Genomic DNA, 22140 nt, shown 5'->3' with positions numbered 1-22140 from the left:
AAGTTCTAAGTAGAATTCCCCGTCTCTGAGCAATGATTAGTGCGCATTTGTGCGTATTTGCGTGCGCAGGATTGCGTGACCATGCGTGTATATGCGCCGTCTGCGGTTGTATTTTGACCGTTTGGCGGTTATATACGCAGAAGTACGCACATACACGCGTATTTGTGCGAATATATAGCTGTCAGAATTGAAAGACTTTTCACGACGCAGGAGGCATTCATGGCAGATTCCAAGCAGGTTCCACTCGACTCCGCGGCAGCCGCAAAGGCGGCGTTTGCCTCGGTCCAGGATCAGCCGTTCCCCGATGATATCTTTACGACCCCCGAGCTCCGCTGGGCCGTGATCGGGTGCGGCGTTATCGCCAACCAAATGGCCCAGTCCCTCGCTCTGGCCGGTCGCAAGCTCGCGGGTGTCGCCAACCGTACGCTGTCCAAGGCCCAGGCTTTTGCCGAGCAGTATGGCGTCGAAAAGGTGTACGAGACGGTTGAGGACCTCTACGCCGATCCGGACATCGACGCCGTCTATATCACCACGCCGCACAACACGCATATCACCTATCTGCGTGCCGCGCTGGCTGCCGGCAAGCACGTGCTCTGCGAGAAGGCCATTACCCTCAACTCTGCCGAGCTCGACGAGGCCCGTGCCATCGCCGACGAGCACAACGTGGTCCTTATGGATGCCACCACGGTGCTCCACATGCCGTTGTATCAGGAGCTGCGCCGTCGCATGGATGCGGGCGACTTTGGCCGCATGAACCTCGCCCAGCTCAACTTTGGCAGCTATAAGGAGTACGGCGACCTGACCAACCGCTTCTACAATCGCAGTCTCGCCGGCGGCGCCATGCTCGACATTGGTGTGTATGCCCTGTCCGTCATGCGCCTGTTTATGGCCAGCCAGCCAGCCGAGGTCGTGTCTCTGGGCAATACCTGCGAGACTGGCGTTGACGTCGCGGGTGGCATTGTCTGCCGTAATGCTGAGCAGCAGCTGGGCGTTGTGAGCCTTACGCTCCACTCCAAGCAGCCCAAGCGCTCGGTCATCAGCTTCGATAAGTGCTATATCGAGGTCAACGAGTATCCGCGTGCCGACCATGCGACCATCGTGTGGACTGCGGACGGTCACCGTGAGGAGGTCCACGCTGGCACCGAGGCATACGCTCTGTGCTACGAGATGGCCGACCTGGAGAAGGCCGTTGCCGGCGATGATTTGAAGCGCGAGCTTCTGGGCTATGCTTCTGATGTTATGGAGCTGATGACCAAGCTCCGCGCCGATTGGGGAGTCGTGTACCCCGAGGAGGAGTAAGCGATGCTTGCGGAAGATAGGCTCAACGCGATCGTGACGATGGTGCAGCAGGCCGGCTCGGTTACCGTGCCGGAGCTTGCTGAAGCCCTGGGCGTGACGGCGTCTACCATTCGGCGCGACCTGCAGGCGCTCGACCGTGCACACCGTATCGCCAAGGTGCACGGAGGCGCGACGAGTCTGGAGCGTGCGCACGTGACGCGCGACCTGACGATCAGCGAGCGCAGTGATCTCCATAACGATGACAAGGAGCGCATCTGCGCCCGTGCGGCGGCGCTTGTGGAGCCCGAGGGCTTTGTGTATATCGATTCGGGCTCCACGACCCTCAAGCTCATCGAACATCTCCCGCATCTCGACGGCGTCACCTATGTGACCGATTCCGTGCTCCATGCTCAGCATCTCGCCCTGCGCGGTATGCGTACCGTGGTGCTGGGCGGCGAGCTCAAGCCCGAGACCGAGGCGCTCGTCGGTCCCGATGCCTTGGCAACCCTAGACCGCTATAACTTCAACTGCGGCTTTTGGGGTTCCAATGGCATCGCCGCCGAGCAAGGTCTCACCACACCGGATATCGAGGAAGCGCAGGTCAAGCGTATCTCGATGCGCCATACCGCCAAACGCTTCGTAATCTCGGACGCCAGTAAATTTGGCATGGTGGCGCCCGTTAAGTTCGCGGACTTCCGCGACGCAACGATTATTACCGCGGGCGAGGTGCCAGCCAAGTACCAGTCGATGGACAACGTCATCACGGTCTAGCGACAGGGCAAGGTCAAAACCATTTAGGTTCCTCAATAGAAAAGCGGCAACACCCTCGATGGGCGATGCCGCTTTTGTTGTCTGCCGTTTTGTCTAAATCTGTAACAACTAGACCGTTAAAAGTGGGCTAGGTGTTACAGATTGAGATACTTCCGAACCTTGCCGTCCCTTTGTCTCGATCTGTAACATCTGGGACCGATTTTGCCGAGTTATTGTTACAGATTGAGATTTTCCCTTAAGGGGGATTCGAATGTCTCGATCTGTAACAGATAGACCGGAAAATGGGTTCTAACTGTTACAGATCGAGACATTTTGGGACCGCGGTTGAACCATTGCGGCAAAACCACCACAAAGGTGCCTGTCCCCATTGTGGTGGTTTAGGGCTCCCAGGGGCAGGGGGCTTCGATGTGGATGTGCTCGCCGGTTACGGGATGCGTGAAGGACACGCTGTGGGCGTGGAGCATCAGGCCGCAGGGGCGCGGCGTTCCGTACAGGTCGTCGCCAACCAGGGGATGATGCTCGCTTGCCAGGTGCACACGGATTTGGTGCTTGCGGCCGGTGAGCAACTCGACATCGATATACGAGCGCGCGGGCAGGCCACGACGGCTCTTAAGACGTTTGAGCACCTTCACGCGAGTTTGAGACGGCTTGCCGCTGGCGCCGACGCGCATCTTTCGGCTGTCGTGACGGTCGCGGGCGATGGGCTTGTCGATGAGCTTCTCGTTCCAGTCGATCTTGCCCTCGGCCAGCGCCAGATAGTGCTTTTCGAAGGCGTGGTCGATGACCATTTGGTCAAAGGCGGGCTGCGTCTGTTTGTCGAGCGAAAACAACACCACGCCGGTGGTGTTGCGGTCCAGGCGGTTGAGCGGCTGCATGTCGGTCGCGGCAAAGCCGTCACCCATCGCCAGCAGCAGGTCGCTGGCGTAGTCGGTGAGCGTGCGCTCGCCGGTGCCGTCGCCGTGGACGATCATGTCGGCGGGCTTGTCGATGGCCATGAGCCAGGCGTCGCAGTAAAGGACTTGAGGTTCTTCGTTCACGTGTAAGCCTTTCGGTTAGCTAATTCCCACAAACATGCAGCCCGAGGTGGCGCCGCGCAGGCGGGCGGCGGGCTTGCGGCCGGCCTGTGCTGCTTCGACGGCACGACGGACGCGGGCGACGGCACGGCCCACCTCATCTGTCTCGAGCAGCGTTCCGTCTACCATGAGACGACGCACGCCGGCATCGAGCAGCTGAGGAACCTGCGGCGTGAGGTCGATGGGGTAGGCGTCGTACAGGCGAGAGCGGCCATGGATGTCGGTGCGTACGGGCATGACCTTGCCGTCGATATTCTTGAGTGACAGCTTGCGGGCGCGCAGGCGGCAGTTAGCGCAATCGTGGATGCAGCCATTGGCCACCTGCAGGATGCAGTGCTCACTCGTCATAACGCGCGGGCGGCCGAACACAGTGATGCCCAGGGCTGCGGGCGCGGCGGTGCCAAGCGAGACGATCTCGTCGAGCGTGATCTCGGGCGAGAGCCAAAACGCACCGGCTCCGCGCTCGGCAAGTGCCTCCATGCAGGGCGTGTTATGCACCGGCAGGCAAGAGCGAATCTCAGCCGTGGCGCCGGCATGAGCGGCTACGGCGAGCTCGGAGATATTGCCGACGGCGACGGTGGCTCCGGCATTGATCCAAGGATCGACGCGCTCGTGGTCGACGGCGCGGCAGACCTCGTCGAGTACGGGCACGATACCCTGCTCAAATGCATCGGCAGGGGAGAGTCCGACAGCCTCGAGCGCGTCGGTGGTCATATAGATGCGCGTTGCACCCTCCGCGCGGGCTGCCTCGGCGGCCTCGAGCGAGGTGACGGTGGCGCAGATCTGCGGCTCGTCGCGGTAGTGCTTGGGCATGGGGCGCGTACATTTGTCGAGCACCGGCAACTCGAGCGTTTTTGCGCGCTCCTCGTACGGTGCCAGAATGGCCTCTTCCAGCGCCTTACAAGCGGCGGCGCGCACCTTGTGCACGGCGGAGAAGCCCATGCCGCAGCCCTCATCGAGCGCCACATCAAAGCTCGCGGCCTCAAAGGGAGAGGAGCCCATGCGCCCGACGTGCTCAACCAGATCGGATGCCTCGACGGCGCGGGTCTTGGCGGCCTCGACGGTGAAGCCCGTGGCGGTGGCGGTGAGCGCGGGGTTGTCACAGCAGGTGAGTGTGACAGTAAACGGCTCGCCCAGGCGCGCCACGACGGACACGTCAACAGCTCGGCGGCGCAGCACATCGCGCTTGAGCGCGGCGCCGGCGGCGTCAATGGCGCTCTGGCTTCGAATCACGCGCACGCGGCAGCCCTCGGGCATGCTACGGGGCACGCGGCACTCAATGATGTCACCGGCGGCGGCATCATCGGCGGCAATGGTGGTCAGGAACTGGTCAAACTCGTTATCGTGGCGAAGCTCCAGCAGGTCGCCTTTGCCCACGGGCTCAAACAGCTCAATGCGGGCGATGGCGGCGCGGCGACGGCGGTCGTCGGACTTGAGGCCGCGCACATCGCGGTTGGCCGGGCGGCTGCCCAGCACCGTGCCCACGATCTGGCCGCGGTTGTTGGAACGCTCATAGCTCATCATCTCGTCGCCCGAGGTGCCGTCCTGATAGGCGTGCGTAAAGTCGCGGTTGAAGCAGCGCTTGAGCTGGCGCTGGCGGGCGGCTTCCTCGTCCTTGGCAACGGCGGCTCCGGATAGCATGTCGTCAATTTCGTGACGATACACATCAACGATGGAGTACACGTAATCGGGTGCCTTCATGCGGCCCTCGAGCTTGAGCGATGCGGCGCCGGCGTCATACAGACGGCGAACAAGCTGTGAGGTGTTGGTGTCACGCGGGCACAGCGCGCGCTCGCGACCGGCAGGGGAGAGCGCGCGACCGTTCTCGTCGATCAACTCGTAGGGCAGGCGGCAGGGCTGGGCGCACATGCCGCGGTTGGCCGATCGTCCCGCCATGGCAAAGCTCGACAGCAGGCACAGGCCCGAGTAGCAAAAGCAGATGGCGCCATGGCTGAATACCTCAAGGTCCACATCGGGCGCGGCGTCGTGAATGGCGGCGATTTCGTCGATGGAGAGCTCGCGCGAGAGAGTCACGCGGTCGGCGCCCTGCTCACGGCACCAAAGGGTTCCGCGGTCGTCGTGGATGTTCGCCTGGGTCGAGATATGTGTCTCGATGCCGGGCATGGTGCGCTTGGCCTCAAAGAACAGACCCCAGTCCTGGATAATGAAGGCATCGGCGCCCAGCGTGGAGCAGCGATGAATGAGCTGCAGTGCATCGCCCATCTCGGACTGCTTGATGACGATGTTGACCGTGACGTAGACGCGCGACCCGGCTAGATGCGCGGCGCGGCAGGCTTGCTCAAAGGCCTCGTCGGTAAAGTTGGTTGCCTTGCGGCGGGCGTTGAAGCTGCCCATGCCGCAGTAGATGGCGTCTGCCCCGGCGGCGAGCGCGGCGGCAAAGGGCTCCGGGCCTCCGGCGGGGGCCAAAAGCTCGGGCCTGCGGTTAGTGGTTCGGCTGGCGGTTGCGGTCATATCCTGCCTTTCAAAATGCTCAGATATTCAAAAGTATAGTGGCGTCGCTGCGGTGGGCGACGCCCGCAGCCTAAGCAGGACAAAGTCTTCAGCAGCTTGGACTGGCTGCTCCACATGAGAACCGTTCAGCGGTTCGGGGAAACCGTTGGGCGATAAAATATTCTCGCAAGCTGATAATATTCTTGCATCAAACAGAAACCTTGAGTACTATCCCAATCAAGCGCGGTGTTCAGACCGAACTGTGCCTCCCGGTGTGAACACCGCGCTCACGCTCTCTCAATTGATCGTAAGGAGAAAAACATGAGCAAGACCGTCGTGTCTTCCGATAACGCACCCGCAGCCATCGGCCCGTATTCCCCCGGTATCCAGGCCGGCAACATGGTGTTCCTGTCCGGCCAGCTGGGCATCGATCCCGCGACCGGCAAGATGCCCGAGGGCGTCGAGGCCCAGGCCAAGCAGTCCCTCGCCAACGTCGAGGCCCTGCTGACCGCTGCCGGCGCCACCTTTGCCGATGTCGTCAAGACCACGGTCTACCTGGCCGACATCGCCGACTTCGCCGCCGTGAACGAGATCTACGCCTCCAAGTTTGAGGCCCCGTTCCCCGCGCGCAGCGCCTTCCAGGTTGCCGCCCTTCCGGCTGGCGGTCTGGTCGAGATCGAGGTCGTTGCCGCTCTCTAAGGCGTTGGCCACAACTAAACATGACATGCAAAAAGACCCTGCAGCGCGTGCGAGCTGCAGGGTCTTTTATCAAGTGACGGATCGCTTGTGGAGCCGCACTCCATTTTGCTCGTTAGCCTTCCTTGCGGACTTTTTGCAGGTAGCGGTAGACGCTGGGCTCAGAGATGCCCAGCGCGGCGGCGGCGCAGGCCACGGCGCCCTTGAGCATGAACACCCCGTTACCGTTGAGGTGGCGAATGACGTCCACGCGGTCGCTCTGACCAAGCGACGCTACATCCAGCCCGCGCGCGCTCAGCAACTCGGCAATGCTGCGGTCGATGAGCTCCTGTGTAGACTCCGAAAGGCTTTCGACCTCGATAGGGGCGGGCTCCGTGCGCGTCGGCGCCGCGTCGAAGCACGCCATGAGCTGCTGCGCCATGGCGTTGATGGAGCGCACGGTCGAGAGGTCGGTGTTGACGCAGAGCATACCGACAATCTCATCATTCTCGCGGATAAAGTACGTCGCTGACTCCAACGTCTTGCCGCCGGCACCGCGCCCCTCGTAGCCCGTAATAAACGGCAGGTCGCGATACTTGGCGTCGTGCATGATCTTGAGTGCCAGATCGGTGGCGGGACCGCCGACCTTGCGGCCGCTCACGATGCCGTTGCGAATATCAACGATGGCGTGGTCGGGATCCGAGAAATCGTGCAGCACGATTTCGCTGTTTTTGCCGAGTATCTGCTCCAGAAAATCGACCATCGGCAAAAAGCGACGTACGGTCTCGTTCACGGGCAACTCCTTTGGGTGAAATCGGAAATGTTCATAACAATTTTTTCTCATGGTAACACGCTGCCCATCATCTCGTATATCCGCAGGTACATTGCGTAATGCAGACGAACGGTAGGAATTTAGCGGTAAACGGTTGACCAAAAGAAAAGTTAGATGCTATTTTGACCAGACACTTTCCTGACCTGCGGAAATGCGTTATTTCAGCTGAAGAATAGTCTGATAACAAAAAATTATTATTGAGAATGAGAATCATCTTTAATACGATATGCAATGAAGGCACAACCTCAACCCCGCACTGCGTCACAATAGAGCGTTAGATGCGAAAACAACTACTTCGAGGATTGGTGGTCAAATGACCCAGGAGACGGTTACGAACGGCACTGAAGCCCTGTTCACTCGCGAAGGCATGCCTCCCGTTAAGGAAATGATCCCGTGTGCCCTTCAGCACGTACTGGCATCGTTTGCCGGCATCATTACCCCGGCGGTCATCATGGCCGGCGTCTACGGCTTTAATAGCCAGCAGAGCACCGACATCATCCAGGTCGCCCTCATTCTTTCGGCGATCGATACGGCCCTTCAGGCCTTCGCTCCCTTCCGTCGCATCGGCGGCGGCCTGCCCATCGTCATGGGCGTTTCGTTCGCGTTCCTGCCGGCCCTGCAGGCCATGGGTGCCTCGGGCTTTAGCTTTGGTGCGCTGCTGGGTGGCGAGATCGTCGGCGGCGCCGTCGCGGTCCTCTTTGGTCTGGCCTACAGCAAGATCAAGTGGCTGTTCCCGCCCGTCGTGACCGGTACGGTCATCTTCTCCATCGGCGTTTCGCTGTATCCCACGGCCGTCAAGTATATGGCCGGCGGTATGGGTACGCCGCTGTGGGGCACCCCGCAGGCCTGGTGCGTCGCTCTTATCACCTTCGCCGTGGTCTTTGCGCTCGCCAACTTTGGCAAGGGCACGCTCAAGCTGGGATCCGTGTTCTTTGGCATGATCGTTGGCATGATCGTCTCCATCCCCTTTGGCATGATCGACTTCTCCAGCGTCGCCACCGCTCAGGTCTTCGCTCTTCCCAAGCTCATGCCCTACGCGCTCGAGTTTGATCCCGAGGTCTGCATTACCCTCGCCGTCGTGTTCCCCATGGTTGCCATCCAGGTTATCGGTGACGTCTCCGCTGCCTGCCTGGGCTCCATCGACCGTATGCCCACCGAGCGCGAGCTCTCCGGCGCTATCGTGTCCCAGGGCCTCACCTCTATGGTCGGCGGTCTGCTGGGCGGTCTTCCCACCAGCGCCCTTGGCCAGAACGTGGGCATCATCTGCTCCAACAAGGTCGTCAACAAGTGGGTCTTTGTGATCATTGCGGCCGTCTTTGCCATCGCCGGTCTGTTCCCGCAGCTTTCTGCCGTCCTTTCCGCTATCCCGCAGCCCGTCATCGGCGGCGCGACCGTCGGCGTCTTTGGCACCATCACCATGAACGGCGTGCGCATGTTCACCCGCGAGGGCCTCACGCAGCGCACTACCACCATCGTCGGCACCTCCGTCGTCTTTGGCCTGGGTATCTGGATGGCCAGCGGTTGCCTTGCCGGCGAGGGTATGCCCGCCTGGGTGTCCACCGTCATCGGCTCCAATGCCGTAACCCCCACCGCCATCATGGCCATTGTCCTTAACCTGATCCTTCCGCAGACGCCGGTCGTGGCTCAGCACATCGATGCTGCCAAGGACGCTGCCGTGGATCTGGTCTTGCCCGAGAGCAAGAAGTAACCAATTCGGTGCTATTCGTCGGCGGACGCATCGCCTCGTCCGCCGACGCCATGCGGCACCAAGCCGCACTTCAAAGGGTTTGTCCCTTTGGTGAAGCGTTGACGGGAGAGGGCCCGTTTCCGGTGTAGGCCGGCGCTTCGCACTCCGCCATGTCAGAGGTGTCAAACCCCGCCTCTGATGTTGAAGGGAGCATCCATGCTTCTGGTCGCTAACGGTTCCGTCTTTACCCGCAACGCTCAGACCCCGTTTATTCCAAACGGTGCGGTCGCCATTGACGGAGATACGATCGTCGAAGTGGGCCCCGAGCGCGAGCTCAAGGCCAAGTACCCGGATGCCGAGTACGTCGATGCCCAGGGCAACCTCATCATGCCCGGACTCATCAACTGCCACACCCACATCTACTCGGGTCTGGCCCGCGGCCTTGCCATTAAGGGCTGCAACCCCACCAACTTCTTGGAGAATCTCGAGCAGCAGTGGTGGAAGATCGACGACAACCTGACACTCGACGGCACCAAGGCCAGCGCCTATGCTACGATTTTGGACTCCATCCGTGATGGCGTCACCACGATCTTCGATCACCATGCGAGCTTCTGCGAGATTCCGGGAAGCCTCTTTACCATTAAGGATGCAGCTCAGGAGCTGGGCATGCGTTCGTGCCTGTGCTACGAGGTCTCCGATCGCCGCGGCCAGGAAAAGTGCGACCAGGCCATTGCCGAGAACGCCGAATTTGCCCAGTGGACCGCCAAGGAGCGTCGCGATAACGACAACCACATGATCGCCGCCATGTTTGGCGGACATGCTACCTTTACGCTTTCGGACGAGACCATGGATAAGATGGCCGAGGCCAACAACGGCCTGACCGGCTTCCACATCCATGTGTGCGAGGGCATGAACGACGTGTGGGACTCCCGCCTCAACCGCGGTGGCATCAGCCCCGTCGAGCGCCTGCTGCAGCACAACCTGCTGGGTCCCGACACCATGCTGGGCCACTGCATCCACGTGACGCCTGCCGAGATGGATATCGTCAAGGAGTCCGGCACTTGGCTGGTCAACAACCCCGAATCCAATATGGGCAACGCCGTGGGCTGCGCCCCCGTGCTCGAGTTCTTCCGCCGCGGCATCCCCGTGTGCATGGGCACCGACGCCTACACCCACGATATGCTCGAGAGCCTTAAGGTCTTCCTGATTATTCAGCGCCACAACGCCGCCATGCCCAACGTGGGCTGGTGCGAGGCCATGACCATGCTGTTCGAGAACAACGCCAAGATGGCGAGCAAGTACTTCGATCGCAAGCTCGGTGTGCTCGAGGCCGGCGCTGCCGCCGACGTTATCGTTATGGACTACAAGCCCTTTACGCCGCTGAGCGAGGAGAACATCGACGGCCACATGCTCTTTGGCATGATGGGCAAAAACTGCCGCACCACCATCATCAACGGCCGCGTCCTGTACAAGGATCGCGAGTTCGTTGGCATTGATGAGGCCAAGATCAACGCGTGGACCATGGCCGAGTCCAAGAAGCTCTGGAGCACGCTCAACGATCGCACCTACTAATTCACAAGTAGATTCGCGCGCGTCGGATGTTTCGCCGCATCCGGCGCGCGCATAGGCGGCCTCCGCGGGGTCGCCGGCGCTGTGCTAGCGCTACACCGTATTTGCGCCCGCCGCGCGGTCTCGCCGGGCGTTACAGAGAGGAACTCATTATGAGCGACATCATGAGGCCGATCCCGTTTTCGCAGCTGATGAACTGGATCATCGAGGAGCACAAGACTCAGGGCGCCGTCTTTGGCGTGCGCAAGATGGTTACGACCAACCAGGAGGGCGCGCTTCCCATTTTTGACGAGCGCATCGAGACTCCGTTTGGCCCGGCCGCCGGCCCCAATACGCAGCTTGCCCAAAACATCGTGGCATCCTACGTGGCCGGTTCCCGCTTCTTTGAGCTCAAGACCGTTCAGGTTATGGACGGCGAGGAGCTCTCCAAGTGTGTGAACAAGCCCTGCATCGTGGCGCAGGACGAGTGCTACAACTGCGAGTGGTCGACCGAGCTCGAGGTTTCGCAGGCTTTTGCCGAATACGTGAAGGCATGGTTCGCCTGCCACCTCATCGCTCGCGAGTACGGCCTAGGTAGCCCGGACGGCTTTGTCTTCAACATGTCCGTGGGCTATGACCTCGAGGGCATCAAGAGCCCCAAGGTCGACGCCTACATCGAGGGCATGAAGGACGCCAGCGGCTCCGACGCCTGGAACGAGTGCCGCGCATGGGCGCTCGCCAACCTGGACAAGTTTGAGCATGTCGATGCCGCGTTTGTCGAGTCCATCCCGGCGCGCGTCTCCAACTCCATTACCGAGTCCACGCTGCATGGCTGCCCGCCGGCGGAGATCGAGCGTATCGCGACCTATCTGATCACCGAGAAGGGCCTCAACACCTACATCAAGTGCAACCCCACGCTGCTGGGCTATGAGTTTGCACGTCAGCGCCTCAACGAGCTGGGCTTTGACTACATCGTCTTCGATGACACGCACTTCCGCGAGGACCTGCAGTGGGCCGATGCCGTGCCTATGTTCGAGCGCCTGATCGCCCTGTGCGCCGAGCGCGGCCTGGAGTTTGGCGTCAAGCTGACCAACACGTTCCCCGTCGACGTGACGAGGAACGAGCTGCCCTCTACCGAGATGTACATGTCCGGCCGTTCGCTGTTCTCGCTGACCATCGAGGCTGCCCGCCGCATTACCGAGCAGTTTGACGGCAAGCTGCGCATCAGCTACTCCGGCGGTGCCACGGTCTACAACATCCGCGCCCTGTACGATGCCGGCATTTGGCCCGTCACCCTGGCGACCGACGTGCTCAAGCCTGGTGGCTACGAGCGCTTTAGCCAGATGGCCGGCGAGTTTACCGACCTGGATGGCAAGCCGTTCGCGGGCGTCTCGCTCGAGGCTGTGACTGCGATCCAGACCGACTCGCTCACCAATCCGCTCTACAAGAAGCCGCTGCGCCCGCTGCCCGACCGCAAGGTCGCCGGCAAGAGCCCGCTTTCCGATTGCTTTACCACGCCGTGCCGCACGAGCTGCCCCATCCAGCAGGATATTCCCGCCTATCTGGCGGCTGTTGACGAGGGCCGCTACGAGGACGCACTCAACATCATCATCGAGCGCAACGCCCTGCCGTTCATTACCGGCACCATCTGCCCGCATCCCTGCGGCCGTGCCTGCGAGCGTGCGTTCTACGAGCCCGAGGGCGCCCAGATTCGCGCCAGCAAGCTCAAGGCCGCCCGCGAGGCCATGACCGCCGTGCTGCCCAAGCTGCGCGCCCAGGCCATCGCCAACGACGGCGAGCACAACGTTGCCGTTATCGGCGGCGGCCCGGCCGGCCTGGCGACGGCGTTCTTCCTGACGCGCGCCGGCGTGCCCGTCACCATCTTTGAGGCCCGCGATTCGCTCGGTGGCGTGGTCCGTCACGTGATTCCCGAGTTCCGCATCGCGAGCGACGATATCTCCCACGATGCCGAGCTCTGCCTAGCCTTTGGCGCCAAGGTGCAGCTCAACGCTCGCGTGGATTCCATCGACGAGCTCAAGGCTCAAGGCTTTACCGACGTGGTCGTGGCCACCGGTGCCTGGATGCCCGGCTCTGCGGGCTTGGGCGAGGGCGCCGAGCTCGACGTGCTGGAGTTCCTCGAGGCCGCCAAGAAGGGCGAGAAGCTCGAGCTGGGCGAGGACGTCGTGGTCATTGGCGCCGGCAACACCGCCATGGACGCGGCCCGCGTGGCCAAGCGCCTGGCCGGCGTGAAGAACGTGCGCCTGGTCTACCGCCGCACCAAGAAGCAGATGCCCGCTGACGAGGAAGAGCTTGATCTTGCTCTTGCCGACGGTGTTGAGTTCTGCGAGCTGCTGGCCCCCAAGGCGCTTAACGGCGCCGTGCTGACCTGCGACGTTATGGAGCTTGGCGAGCCGGATGCAAGCGGCCGTCGCAGCCCCGTCGCCACGGGCGAGACCGTCGAGCTTTCCGCCACCACGGTGATCTGCGCCGTGGGCGAGGGCATCGATGCCAGCCTGTACGATGCCGCGGGCGTCGAGCACGACCGTCGCGGCCGTCTTGCCGCCACCTCCACCGGCGTCGAGGGCGTTTGGGCTGCAGGTGACTGCCGTCGCGGTCCTGCTACCGTGGTCGAGGCTATCGCCGATGCCGCCGAGGTCGCCCGTGCCATCGCCGGTGTGGACTTTAACAAGTACGCCGAATGCAACGAGCAGGCCGGCCGCGAGGACACCTGCTACGAGCGCAAGGGGTCGCTGTGCCGCGACAAGCGCAACTGCACCAAGACCCGCTGCCTGGGCTGCGGCTCGGTGTGCGAGGTCTGCTGCGACGTGTGCCCCAACCGCGCCAACGTGGCAATTAAGGTGCCGGGCCTGGCCAAGCATCAGGTCGTCCATGTCGACGGCATGTGCAACGAGTGCGGTAACTGCGCCGTGTTCTGCCCCTACCAGGAGGGTCGTCCCTACAAGGACAAGCTCACCCTGTTCTGGAGCGAGGAGGACATGGAGAACTCCGAGAACGAGGGCTTCCTGGCCGTGGACGAGGACCACTTTAAGGTTCGCGTCGCCGGCACGGTCCGCACCGTCTCGGTCGATGCCGTCAACACCGGTCTTCCCGAGGCCGTCCGCCTGACCATCAGGGCTGTGCGCGACAACTATTCGTACCTTCTTAAGAAATAGGCGAGTCTCTTATGGCCAAATCCATTCAACATAACGTGGCCTACGTTGCCTGCGGAAGCGGTTGCGCCTCCGCAGGCGGCGACGCCCACTGCAGCGAAGGCTGCATTGGCTGTGGCGCCTGCGTCACGGCCTGCCCCCACGGCGCCATTGCGCTGGTCGATGGCATCGCCCGCGTGGACCGCTCCAAGTGCACGGGCTGTGGCCTGTGCGGCATGGCGTGCCCGCAGCGCGTGATTGCCTTCGTCCCCGGCTACCAGAACATTCTGGTGCGCTGCAACAACACCGATAAGGGCGCCATTGCGCGCAAGGTCTGCGACACGAGCTGCATCGGTTGCGGTATGTGCGCCAAAAAGTGCCCTGCCGGCGCTATCCGCATCGAGGACAACTGCGCCCATATCGACGGCGTGGACTGCCTGTCGTGCGGCATGTGCGCCGTCGTCTGCCCGCATGGCGCCATCCACGACCGCACCGGCATCGCCGCCGGCGTGTAGAAGGGAATCACCATGGCACAGGAATTCACTTTTACCGTTAACGGCGTCGAGTGCACGACGACTCAGAACAAGCCACTGCTGCGCTATCTGCGCGACGACCTGCACATTCACTCCGCCAAGGACGGCTGCTCCGAGGGCGCCTGCGGCACCTGCACCATTCATGTGGACGGTGCGGCCGTCAAGGCGTGCGTGCTGACCACCGCTCTTGCCGCCGGCCGCAACATCGTGACCGTCGAGGGCCTGCCCGAGGACGTGCGCGAGGCCTTTGTGTACGCCTTTGGCGCCGTGGGCGCCGTGCAGTGCGGTTTTTGCATTCCCGGCATGGTCATGGCGGGTGCGGCGCTCATCGCCGAGGACCCCGAGCCCACTGAGGAGCAGATCAAGTACGCCATTCGCGGTAACGTCTGTCGCTGCACCGGCTACAAAAAGATTATCGAGGGCATCTCGCTGGCCGCTGCGGTGCTCCGCGGCGAAAAGCAGATCGACGAGGACCTGGAGCGCGGCGATGACTACGGCGTGGGCAAGCGCGCCTTCCGTATTGACGTGCGCAAGAAGGTGCTCGGCGAGGGCAAGTATCCCGACGACATCGACGAGCTCGATCAGCCGGGCCTGACCTATGCCAGCGCCGTGCGCTCCAGGTATCCGCGCGCCCGCGTGCTCTCCATCGACACCTCCAAGGCCGAGGCCCTGCCCGGTGTAGTGGGCATCCTGCGCGCCGAGGACGTGCCGGTCAACCAGGTCGGCCACCTTATCCAGGACTGGGACGTCATGATCGCTCAGGGCGATATCACCCGCTGCGTGGGCGATGCCATCGTGCTGGTGGTCGCCGAGGACGAGGCGACGCTCGAGAAGGCCAAGAAGCTCGTAAAGATTGACTACGAGCCGCTGGAGCCCGTGCGCAACATTGTCGAGGCCAGGGCCGCCGATGCCCCGCGCCTGCATGACAGCTTCTTTGCCTTCGGCAACACGGTGGAGCTCAAGGACAACGTGTGTCAGAGCCGTCACGTGACGCGCGGCGACGCCGCCAAGGCGCTGGCAGAGAGCGCGTTTACCGTGACGCAGCGCTTTACCACGCCCTTTACCGAGCATGCCTTCTTGGAGCCCGAGTGCGCCGTTGCCTTCCCGTACAAGAACGGCGTCAAGGTGCAGTCGACCGACCAGGGTGCCTACGACACGCGCAAAGAGTGTGCCCATATGTTTGGCTGGGATAGCGAACCCGAGCGCGTGGTCGTCGAGACCATGCTCGTGGGCGGCGGCTTTGGCGGTAAGGAGGACGTTTCGATCCAGCACCTGGCCGCGCTTGCTGCCTATAAGTTCCAGCGTCCTGTGAAGTGCAAGCTCACGCGTGCCGAGTCGCTCGCGTTCCATCCCAAGCGTCATGCCATGGACGGTACCTTTACGCTGGGTTGCGACGCCGAGGGCAACTTTACCGGCCTGGATTGCGAGATCAACTTTGACACCGGCGCCTACGCGTCGCTGTGCGGCCCGGTGCTCGAGCGCGCTTGCACGCATGCTGTCGGCCCCTACAAGTACCAGAACACCGACATTCGCGGTTATGGCTACTACACCAACAACCCGCCCGCCGGCGCGTACCGTGGCTTTGGCGTCTGCCAGTCCGAGTTTGCGCTCGAGAGCCTAATCGACCTGCTGGCCGAGAAGGTCGGCCTGGATCCGTGGGAGATTCGCTACCGCAACGCCATCGAGCCGGGCGAGGTTTTGCCCAACGGTCAGATTGCCGACTGCTCCACGGCGCTGAAGGAGACACTGCTCGAGGTCAAGGATGCCTACTATGCGCATCCCGGACACGCCGGCATTGCCTGCGCCATGAAGAACGCCGGCGTGGGCGTGGGCCTGCCCGATGCCGGCCGCTGCAAGATTCGCATCGAGAACGGCGCGGCCGTGGTCTATGCCGCCACGTCCGACATTGGCCAGGGCTGTAACACCGTCTTTTTGCAAGACGTTGCCGAGGCATGCGGCCTGCCGCTTCGCTGCATCGCCAACGGCGAGTGCTCCACCGAGAACGCTCCCGACTCCGGCACCACGTCTGGCTCGCGTCAGACGGTCGTGACCGGCGAGGCCGTGCGCGGTGCCGCCTTCCTGCTGCGCGATGCCATGCTTGATATCGAGGCCGGCAAGTCTGCGCCCGCCGCTCCCGTGAGTGCGCATGGCGACGGCGTCAAGATCGAGTATGACGACGGCCGCGCCTATCAGCTGCACACGCAGGAACTCGTCGCCGGCCAGGGTATGCACCCTCAGGATCCCGCGGCCGCCATCAAGGCGCTCGAGGGATGCGAGTTTGGCTACGTGTACCTGGAGCCGACCGACAAACTGGGCGCCGACGTTCCCAATCCCAAGAGCCACATCTGCTACGGCTTTGCCACGCATGTGGTCATTCTGGATGATGACGGCCGCGTGAGCGAGGTCTACGCCGCGCACGATTCCGGCAAGGTGGTCAACCCCATCTCCATCCAGGGTCAGATCGAAGGCGGTGTGCTCATGGGTATGGGTTACGCACTTACCGAGGACTGGCCGCTCAAGGACTGCGTGCCCCAGGCAAGGTACGGTACGCTCGGGCTGTTCCGTGCACCCGAGATTCCGGATATCCACGCTATCTACGTGGAGAAGGACGAGCTGTTGCCCGTGGCATACGGCGGCAAGGGCATCGGCGAGATCGCAACGATCCCCACGGCGCCCGCCGTGCAGAACGCCTACCGCGCGTTTGACGGCAAACTACGTCCAGATCTGCCCATGGTGGATACGCCCTACAGCCGCGCCCGTCGCCGCGGGTAGGGTAGGGTGCGGACAGCATTGCTGACGGGCTGTTCGCGCTCAACACCAACTGCATATGCTGCGCCTTTGGCCCCAGCTCCATCGCGAGCCGGGGCCTTTTGTTTGGAGCGCCTCCGCATGCGGAAGCTGCGTCCCAGATTTCGGCTCCAGAATGGGACGTACTTTCCAGACGGGGCTTCAAACGGAAACTGTATCCCGGATTCGACGCTCAGAATGGGATTCGTTTTCCGCTGGCCGGCCGTTTGGAAAGTGCATCCCAGTTTGAGCGTTTATTCCGGGATGCGGTTTCCGCTGAAGGACTCAACCGGAAAGCACGACCCGTTCCGAGACCTGATTCCGGGACACGCTTTCCGCCAGGCCCGCCATCCGGAAAGTGCATCCCGTTTTGAGCGTCCAGGCTGGGCCGCGCTTTCCGTTGGCGTGGCCGTTGGGAAAACGCGGCCCAGATAGGGGGGATGCGATCCGGCGATGCACGGCCTAGCAGCTCCTACAGCTCCACGTCGTTGAGCCACGTCGGCAGCGCGGTCTGCCGGATGCCTGCCGTCTGCAGCTTTTTGGCGAGCATTCCTGCCGAGCGGACCTCGTTCATGGTAAAGCGCAGCAGAGGGTGGCCGTAGAGCGATAGGTGCGCCTCGCGCTGTCGTTCGGCAACGAGCGCCTCGGCGGTGGTGCGTCCGGCCAGCATGGTCTGGTCGGTATATTTGATGAGCCCGTCGAGTTCGCCCAGCGTGAGTTCCCGCGCCTGGCGCTCCCAGGCAAAGTCCGTTCGTATGGGCTTGGCCGAATCGAAGGGGTCCGTCAGCTCGTATTGAAGCCAGTCGGGCGCAAAGCCCGTCTCGATCATGATGGCTCGGGCGGCCGATTCCCCGCCGCTCTCGGCGCGGGCGTCGGCATATCGAAGCGTTGTGAGGGCGGTGCGAATCGCGCGACCATTGCGGGCAGTCGCTCGTTGCTCAACGGCCTCCATCAGCTGTTCCGACGCAAGGCCGAGCTTTGAGATCGCCGAATCGGCAATGGGCATGCCGTCGGCAAAACCAGTTTGCAGCAGGCAATCTGTGGCCGTTTGGATGGGCGGCGTTACCGATATGCCGGCTCTGCGTATTGCTCCGGCCGGCTCAATCTGGTGTCGCTGAATATGTGCGCCCGGACGAGCCGACGGCTTTGTCGAGCTGCAAACATGCACGACGTTCAGGTGTCGCCACGAGACCTCGAGCCCCAGCAGGCAAGCTGCCGAAAACGAGCAGAACGTCCAATCGGGATGGATGATCGCAAGGGCGCGGAGGATCTCGCAATGGCGTTGCGCTCGGTTGAGTTCATCCCAGTGCGTTTTTCGCGCAAACAACCCCGGCATGGGCGAGACAACCGTGCCGCCGGTGCGCCGAAGGAGCGCTTTTCGGATCGCCGCGCTCGGGGGAATCAGACAGCGCTCCTCTTGTTCGGCTTGGTTCAACAGCTGGTCGATGAGTTGGTCATTGCAATGGGTCATGAGCTACCGCCTTCTTTTGGGTAGCAAAAACGTACCAGCTGGAACTTGCCGCTCAGCTGACCAAAAGCTGACCAAAATCTAACCATGCAGGTAGATGACCTGCTTTTGGCGACATATTTCTTGTTTGAATCGGTGGGCGGTAATCGGCGACCGTGAACGGTAGCTGGATATGAAGTCTTGGTAAGTTTCGGGACGTGTACTTTTCCGAAAAAGAGCAATCTATCTGCTGTTTTGTGTTTCTGAACCGCATATTTGAAGGCATGTGATAAGGGCGGCGGATCGTTGCATTGTATCTGCGGAAACTGTGTCCCGGAATTGCCACTCGGAATGGGACGTGCTTTCCGGATCAGCCCTCAAGCGGAAACTGTGTCCCGGAATCGAGCCTCGGGGTGGGACGCACTTTCCGGATGGCATGCTTGGCGGAAACTACGGCCCAGTTTTTGGCTCCAGAACGGGATACATTTTCCGGAACGGTCCACGTGCGGTGGTGTACCGCCTCTTTTGCGTGCGCCGCTTGTCGAATTACGTTATAGCTAGCTATATTATAGGAAGATATAATATAGCTAGCTATAACGTAAAGGAAGGATGGCCCTGTGTTTATCGGAAGAACAACGGAAATGTCCGAGCTCAATCGACTGTATGGCACGGGCTCCTTTGAGATGCCTGTGATTTACGGCCGCCGTCGTGTGGGTAAAACGCGCCTTATCACAGAGTTCATCCAAGGCAAGAAGGCTATTTACTTTCAGGCTCGTCGTACCAATGCGGAGGCAAACCTGCACGGCTTTAGCCAGGCGATACTTGCGGGTTCGGTTGGTGCTGCAGGCGTGTCGTTTCGTAGCTTTGATGAAGCGTTCGATGCATTGGCCACCATGGCTCGCACGGAACGTTTGATTGTCGTGATTGACGAGTATCCCTATCTCGCCCAATCGAATCCTGAGATCAGTTCGTTGCTGCAAGACAAGATTGATCACTTGTACAAAGAGACCAGGCTCATGCTGATTCTATGCGGCTCGTCTCTTTCGTTTATGGAGGAACAGGTGTTGGGCTACGAGAGCCCACTATACGGTAGGCGTACGGCCCAGTTTAAGATCATGCCGCTCGATTTTACGACGACCCTCGGCCTGTGGCAGAGCATGAGTCGCGAAGACGCTGCAGTTTGCTATGGCATGACGGGCGGCATTCCTGCATATATCGAGAAAGTCGATCCTGCCGTATCGCTCAAGGACAACATCAAACGTCTTTTTCTTACTCCTACGGGATATCTCTTTGAGGAGCCGAGTAACCTGCTAATGCAAGAGTGCCGCAATCCCGAGCAATATGATGCGATCGTGCAAGCAATTGCACAGGGGCGCTCGAAGATCTCGGAGATTGCGAGCTCTACGGGAATCCCTGCGAGCAACGTAAAGAGCTATGTGGATAAGCTGGCGTCGCTTGGGATTGTCGAGCGCGAGCTGCCCCTAAACGAGACGAGCAATAAGCGAGCCGTGTATCTGCTGAGCGACCAGATGTTTAGGTTCTGGTACAAGTTTGTGCCGCAGAACATCGGGCTAATCCAAAACGATATGGCCGAGATGGCGTATAGGCGCATTGAGCCGCACATATCGGATTACATGGGCACGGTCTTTGAGCTTATATGCAGACAATACGTGTACGAACTCGCGCGCGCGGGCCAGCTCGATGTGGTTCCGGCGAGCGTCGGGCGCTGGTGGGGGACGGATAATCGCACGCATACGCAGGAAGAAATCGACTTGATTGTTGACGATGGCGAGGGCACTGCGCTGTTTGCGGAGTGCAAATGGCGCAATGAACCGGCGGGCGAAGACGTGCTGCAAAAGCTCGTGCATCGAAGCGAGCTCTTTAGACGGCAACGAAAAAGCTATGCGCTTTTCTCAAAAAGTGGCTTTACGCAGGGATGTCGGGATGCCGCGGAGAGTAGGGGAGACGTCAAGCTGATCTCGTTTGCCGAGATGTGAGGGCGGGGTAGCTCTGCTCGAGGGTAAAGCCTGTCCTCGAATGGCTGGAACGGGGTCCCTCTGTTGTCGTGCTAGCTGTCAGCGGAATGCCGGCGGAAAGCGTGTCCCAGATTTCGGCCTCAGAGTGGGATGCCGTTTCTGGATCGGCCCTCAGGCGGAAACTACGACCCGGAATTCGGCTCCAAAACGGGATACACTTTCCCGGTGGCATCTCTAGCGGAAACTGCATCCCGGAATGAGCTCTCGGAACGGGACACGCTTTCCCATCGGGGCTTCAAACGGAAACCGTGTCCCGGAATCGAGCCTCAGGGTGGGACGCATTTTCCGGTAGAGGCCTGGGACGGAAGGCGTGTCCCAGAATCCGGCTAATCCGATGGCCAGGTGGTTGAGCGAGCGGGCTCCGAGGCTCCATTACTGAAAATTCATTTGTTAAACCTGGCAACCGTGGGTAGAATAAAGTCGACGGCAGCCCAAGGGTGATAGCTGGGCAGCGCCGTTACTTAGTTCAAGGGGTCAATGCCTTAACGGCGTCGACCCCTCTTCTTTTGCTTCGTACGCTGCTTAAGTGCCTCGGAAAGTCCGATAAGCGCCGTGAGGAGCGAGACCAAAGCGGTCAGGAGCTTCACGAAATCAATCAGATCGGTCATGGGCATCACCTCCCGTCGCATGGAGGGCGCTGCCCGGCACATGGAACTGCCGTCAACAACTGCCATTCTATCAAAGCGCGGTCATAAATACGAATATATGTTCGATAATAACAGCAACGTGATTCCCTCGAATAGCAGCCTTTCGTAAGGGCGGCAGAAGACGACGCTGGGCGATTGGGGATAGACGCGCAGGTCTTCGTCACCGAAAGCCCGTTTGATTAACCAGCCCTCTGTAGGTACACTGCATATTGATGGGCTCGGGATGACCGCTGATTCAAGTCACCGGGCCTAAATCTTTTTCATGCATTTGAATAGAGCGGGCGACTCTCTTGGGGCGGTCTGCATGGCGTGCGACCGGCGCATGGCGTTGCACCCCGCTTTTGTGTCCGCACGGGCGCCTATCCTTACGGCAATGTAGCCGCTTATGTAACAAGCGGCAGTTGACGGAGAAAGGCCCTAACCGTGTCAGCTGAAAAGATGCCGGGTATCTCGGCTATCGATACGACGAACTTTGCGCGCCAGATCGTGCTGGACTTTGAGTTTGCGCCGGTGCCAAGGCAGCGCCAGCGCCGCGGGTTGCGCAACGAGATTATCGAGGTCGGCGCGGTTAAGCTCGATAACCGCGGCAACGTTATGGGCGAGTTCTCGCAGTTTGTGCAGACAGAATTTACCGAAGGCGTTGCGTTTCCCGTCCGCGAGCTTACGGGGATATCGGCCGTGGACACCGCGATGGCTGATCCGCTCTATGTGGTGATCAAAAGACTCAGCGATTGGATCGGTCGCTACTCCGCCCAGATAGTTTGCTGGAGCGGGGCGGATCATCGACAGCTTATGACCGAGTGCCAGGCAAAGCACATGGACCTTTCCGCATTTCCTACGGACTGGGCCGACCTGCAGGCGTTTTACACTTCGATCATGGACGTGGGCAGCCACGGGTGCGTCTCTTTGAGTGACGCGGCAACGTGGTTTGGCATCGAGTTCGACGAGTCGACGGGTCACGCCCACAGCGCCTTAGCCGATGCGCGCGTGACCGCCAAGCTGCTCAAGCAGATGATGGACGGGAACTACCGCGTGAGCCCGCGCGCCCAGGAGATCCGCCAACGATGGGGGATGGGCGAGCGAGCTCAGACGCGCCTTTCCAGCAAGTGCCCCGAGCTGAGCGATCTGCTGCTGAAGTTGAAAGCGGAGGGAAGGTAGGCCTTTTGAGAACGCCATTCGGTTTGGCATGGCAGGGCTGTAAGCGCGACTTCGCACTGCTGTTTGAA

At 61.1% G+C, this 22140-nt stretch carries 15 protein-coding genes; 10 read left to right on the top strand and 5 right to left on the bottom strand.

All coding sequences use genetic code 11. The features are described 5' to 3' along the window. Positions 1–219: 219 nt before the first annotated feature. Positions 220–1299 carry a Gfo/Idh/MocA family protein gene (locus tag JMJ97_RS00240; protein WP_260698760.1) on the top strand — a complete coding sequence of 360 codons (1080 nt, stop codon included), beginning with the start codon at positions 220–222 and terminating at the stop codon, positions 1297–1299. A gap of 3 nt (positions 1300–1302) precedes the next feature. Then, entirely contained in the window at positions 1303–2049 is a 747-nt protein-coding gene (locus JMJ97_RS00235; RefSeq protein ID WP_260698759.1) for a DeoR/GlpR family DNA-binding transcription regulator, read from the top strand. A gap of 377 nt (positions 2050–2426) precedes the next feature. Here the strand turns inward: JMJ97_RS00235 and JMJ97_RS00230 are convergent, their stop codons facing one another. Then, positions 2427–3086 (bottom strand): RluA family pseudouridine synthase, encoded by a 660-nt coding sequence (locus JMJ97_RS00230; RefSeq protein WP_260698758.1) that lies wholly within the window; start codon positions 3084–3086, stop codon positions 2427–2429. A 15-nt stretch (positions 3087–3101) separates the two neighbouring features. Continuing rightward, positions 3102–5594, bottom strand: a complete 2493-nt coding sequence (locus tag JMJ97_RS00225) for a peptidase U32 family protein (RefSeq protein ID WP_260698757.1) — start codon at positions 5592–5594, stop codon at positions 3102–3104. Between the two features lie 300 nt (positions 5595–5894). Between JMJ97_RS00225 and JMJ97_RS00220 the strand changes: the two genes are divergently transcribed. Continuing rightward, the gene (locus JMJ97_RS00220; RefSeq protein ID WP_055285184.1) at positions 5895–6272 is read left to right on the top strand and encodes a RidA family protein; all 378 of its coding nucleotides are present in this window, start codon (positions 5895–5897) and stop codon (positions 6270–6272) included. Between the two features lie 112 nt (positions 6273–6384). Here the strand turns inward: JMJ97_RS00220 and JMJ97_RS00215 are convergent, their stop codons facing one another. After that, complete coding sequence (locus JMJ97_RS00215; protein WP_233506175.1) at positions 6385–7041, bottom strand: helix-turn-helix transcriptional regulator; 657 nt, start codon at positions 7039–7041, stop codon at positions 6385–6387. Between the two features lie 352 nt (positions 7042–7393). Here JMJ97_RS00215 and JMJ97_RS00210 point away from each other — a divergent pair, with 352 nt between their 5' ends. The 5 genes from JMJ97_RS00210 (at position 7394) to xdh (ending at position 16769) form a co-directional block, all read left to right on the top strand. Beyond that, the gene (locus tag JMJ97_RS00210) at positions 7394–8788 is read left to right on the top strand and encodes a uracil-xanthine permease family protein (protein ID WP_055285183.1); all 1395 of its coding nucleotides are present in this window, start codon (positions 7394–7396) and stop codon (positions 8786–8788) included. A gap of 195 nt (positions 8789–8983) precedes the next feature. Then, complete coding sequence (ssnA, locus tag JMJ97_RS00205; RefSeq protein ID WP_260698756.1) at positions 8984–10339, top strand: putative aminohydrolase SsnA; 1356 nt, start codon at positions 8984–8986, stop codon at positions 10337–10339. A gap of 149 nt (positions 10340–10488) precedes the next feature. Next, positions 10489–13488, top strand: a complete 3000-nt coding sequence (ygfK, locus tag JMJ97_RS00200; RefSeq protein ID WP_260698755.1) for a putative selenate reductase subunit YgfK — start codon at positions 10489–10491, stop codon at positions 13486–13488. Between the two features lie 11 nt (positions 13489–13499). Continuing rightward, positions 13500–13979, top strand: coding sequence for a 4Fe-4S binding protein (locus JMJ97_RS00195; RefSeq protein ID WP_055309382.1), 480 nt, complete (start codon positions 13500–13502; stop codon positions 13977–13979). Between the two features lie 12 nt (positions 13980–13991). Beyond that, positions 13992–16769, top strand: coding sequence for a selenium-dependent xanthine dehydrogenase (gene xdh / locus JMJ97_RS00190; protein ID WP_217108323.1), 2778 nt, complete (start codon positions 13992–13994; stop codon positions 16767–16769). 487 nt (positions 16770–17256) lie between these two features. On the opposite strand, the gene JMJ97_RS00185 is transcribed toward xdh, so the two are convergent. Then, positions 17257–18255 carry a hypothetical protein gene (locus JMJ97_RS00185; RefSeq protein ID WP_260698754.1) on the bottom strand — a complete coding sequence of 333 codons (999 nt, stop codon included), beginning with the start codon at positions 18253–18255 and terminating at the stop codon, positions 17257–17259. 593 nt (positions 18256–18848) lie between these two features. Here JMJ97_RS00185 and JMJ97_RS09570 point away from each other — a divergent pair. After that, the gene (locus JMJ97_RS09570) at positions 18849–20228 is read left to right on the top strand and encodes an ATP-binding protein (protein WP_260698753.1); all 1380 of its coding nucleotides are present in this window, start codon (positions 18849–18851) and stop codon (positions 20226–20228) included. A 521-nt stretch (positions 20229–20749) separates the two neighbouring features. On the opposite strand, the gene JMJ97_RS00175 is transcribed toward JMJ97_RS09570, so the two are convergent. After that, positions 20750–20875, bottom strand: coding sequence for a hypothetical protein (locus JMJ97_RS00175; protein ID WP_255412934.1), 126 nt, complete (start codon positions 20873–20875; stop codon positions 20750–20752). 462 nt (positions 20876–21337) lie between these two features. Here JMJ97_RS00175 and JMJ97_RS00170 point away from each other — a divergent pair, with 462 nt between their 5' ends. Further along, entirely contained in the window at positions 21338–22072 is a 735-nt protein-coding gene (locus JMJ97_RS00170) for a 3'-5' exonuclease (RefSeq protein WP_260698752.1), read from the top strand. Positions 22073–22140 lie beyond the last annotated feature (68 nt).

Source organism: Collinsella aerofaciens (assembly GCF_025289055.1).
Classification (GTDB): Bacteria; Actinomycetota; Coriobacteriia; order Coriobacteriales; family Coriobacteriaceae; genus Collinsella.
The sequence above is the reverse complement of the archived record's forward strand: the minus strand, read 5'-3'. Positions and strand labels throughout refer to the sequence as shown.

Bases quoted from the DNA above. Each gene is read 5' to 3' on its own strand.
- JMJ97_RS00240 (WP_260698760.1), top strand. From the start codon at position 220: ATGGCAGATTCCAAGCAGGTTCCACTCGACTCCGCGGCAGCCGCAAAG.
- JMJ97_RS00235 (WP_260698759.1), top strand. From the start codon at position 1,303: ATGCTTGCGGAAGATAGGCTCAACGCGATCGTGACGATGGTGCAGCAG.
- JMJ97_RS00225 (WP_260698757.1), bottom strand. From the start codon at position 5,594: ATGACCGCAACCGCCAGCCGAACCACTAACCGCAGGCCCGAGCTTTTG.
- JMJ97_RS00220 (WP_055285184.1), top strand. From the start codon at position 5,895: ATGAGCAAGACCGTCGTGTCTTCCGATAACGCACCCGCAGCCATCGGC.
- JMJ97_RS00210 (WP_055285183.1), top strand. From the start codon at position 7,394: ATGACCCAGGAGACGGTTACGAACGGCACTGAAGCCCTGTTCACTCGC.
- ssnA (WP_260698756.1), top strand. From the start codon at position 8,984: ATGCTTCTGGTCGCTAACGGTTCCGTCTTTACCCGCAACGCTCAGACC.
- ygfK (WP_260698755.1), top strand. From the start codon at position 10,489: ATGAGCGACATCATGAGGCCGATCCCGTTTTCGCAGCTGATGAACTGG.
- JMJ97_RS00195 (WP_055309382.1), top strand. From the start codon at position 13,500: ATGGCCAAATCCATTCAACATAACGTGGCCTACGTTGCCTGCGGAAGC.
- xdh (WP_217108323.1), top strand. From the start codon at position 13,992: ATGGCACAGGAATTCACTTTTACCGTTAACGGCGTCGAGTGCACGACG.
- JMJ97_RS00185 (WP_260698754.1), bottom strand. From the start codon at position 18,255: ATGACCCATTGCAATGACCAACTCATCGACCAGCTGTTGAACCAAGCC.
- JMJ97_RS00175 (WP_255412934.1), bottom strand. From the start codon at position 20,875: ATGACCGATCTGATTGATTTCGTGAAGCTCCTGACCGCTTTGGTCTCG.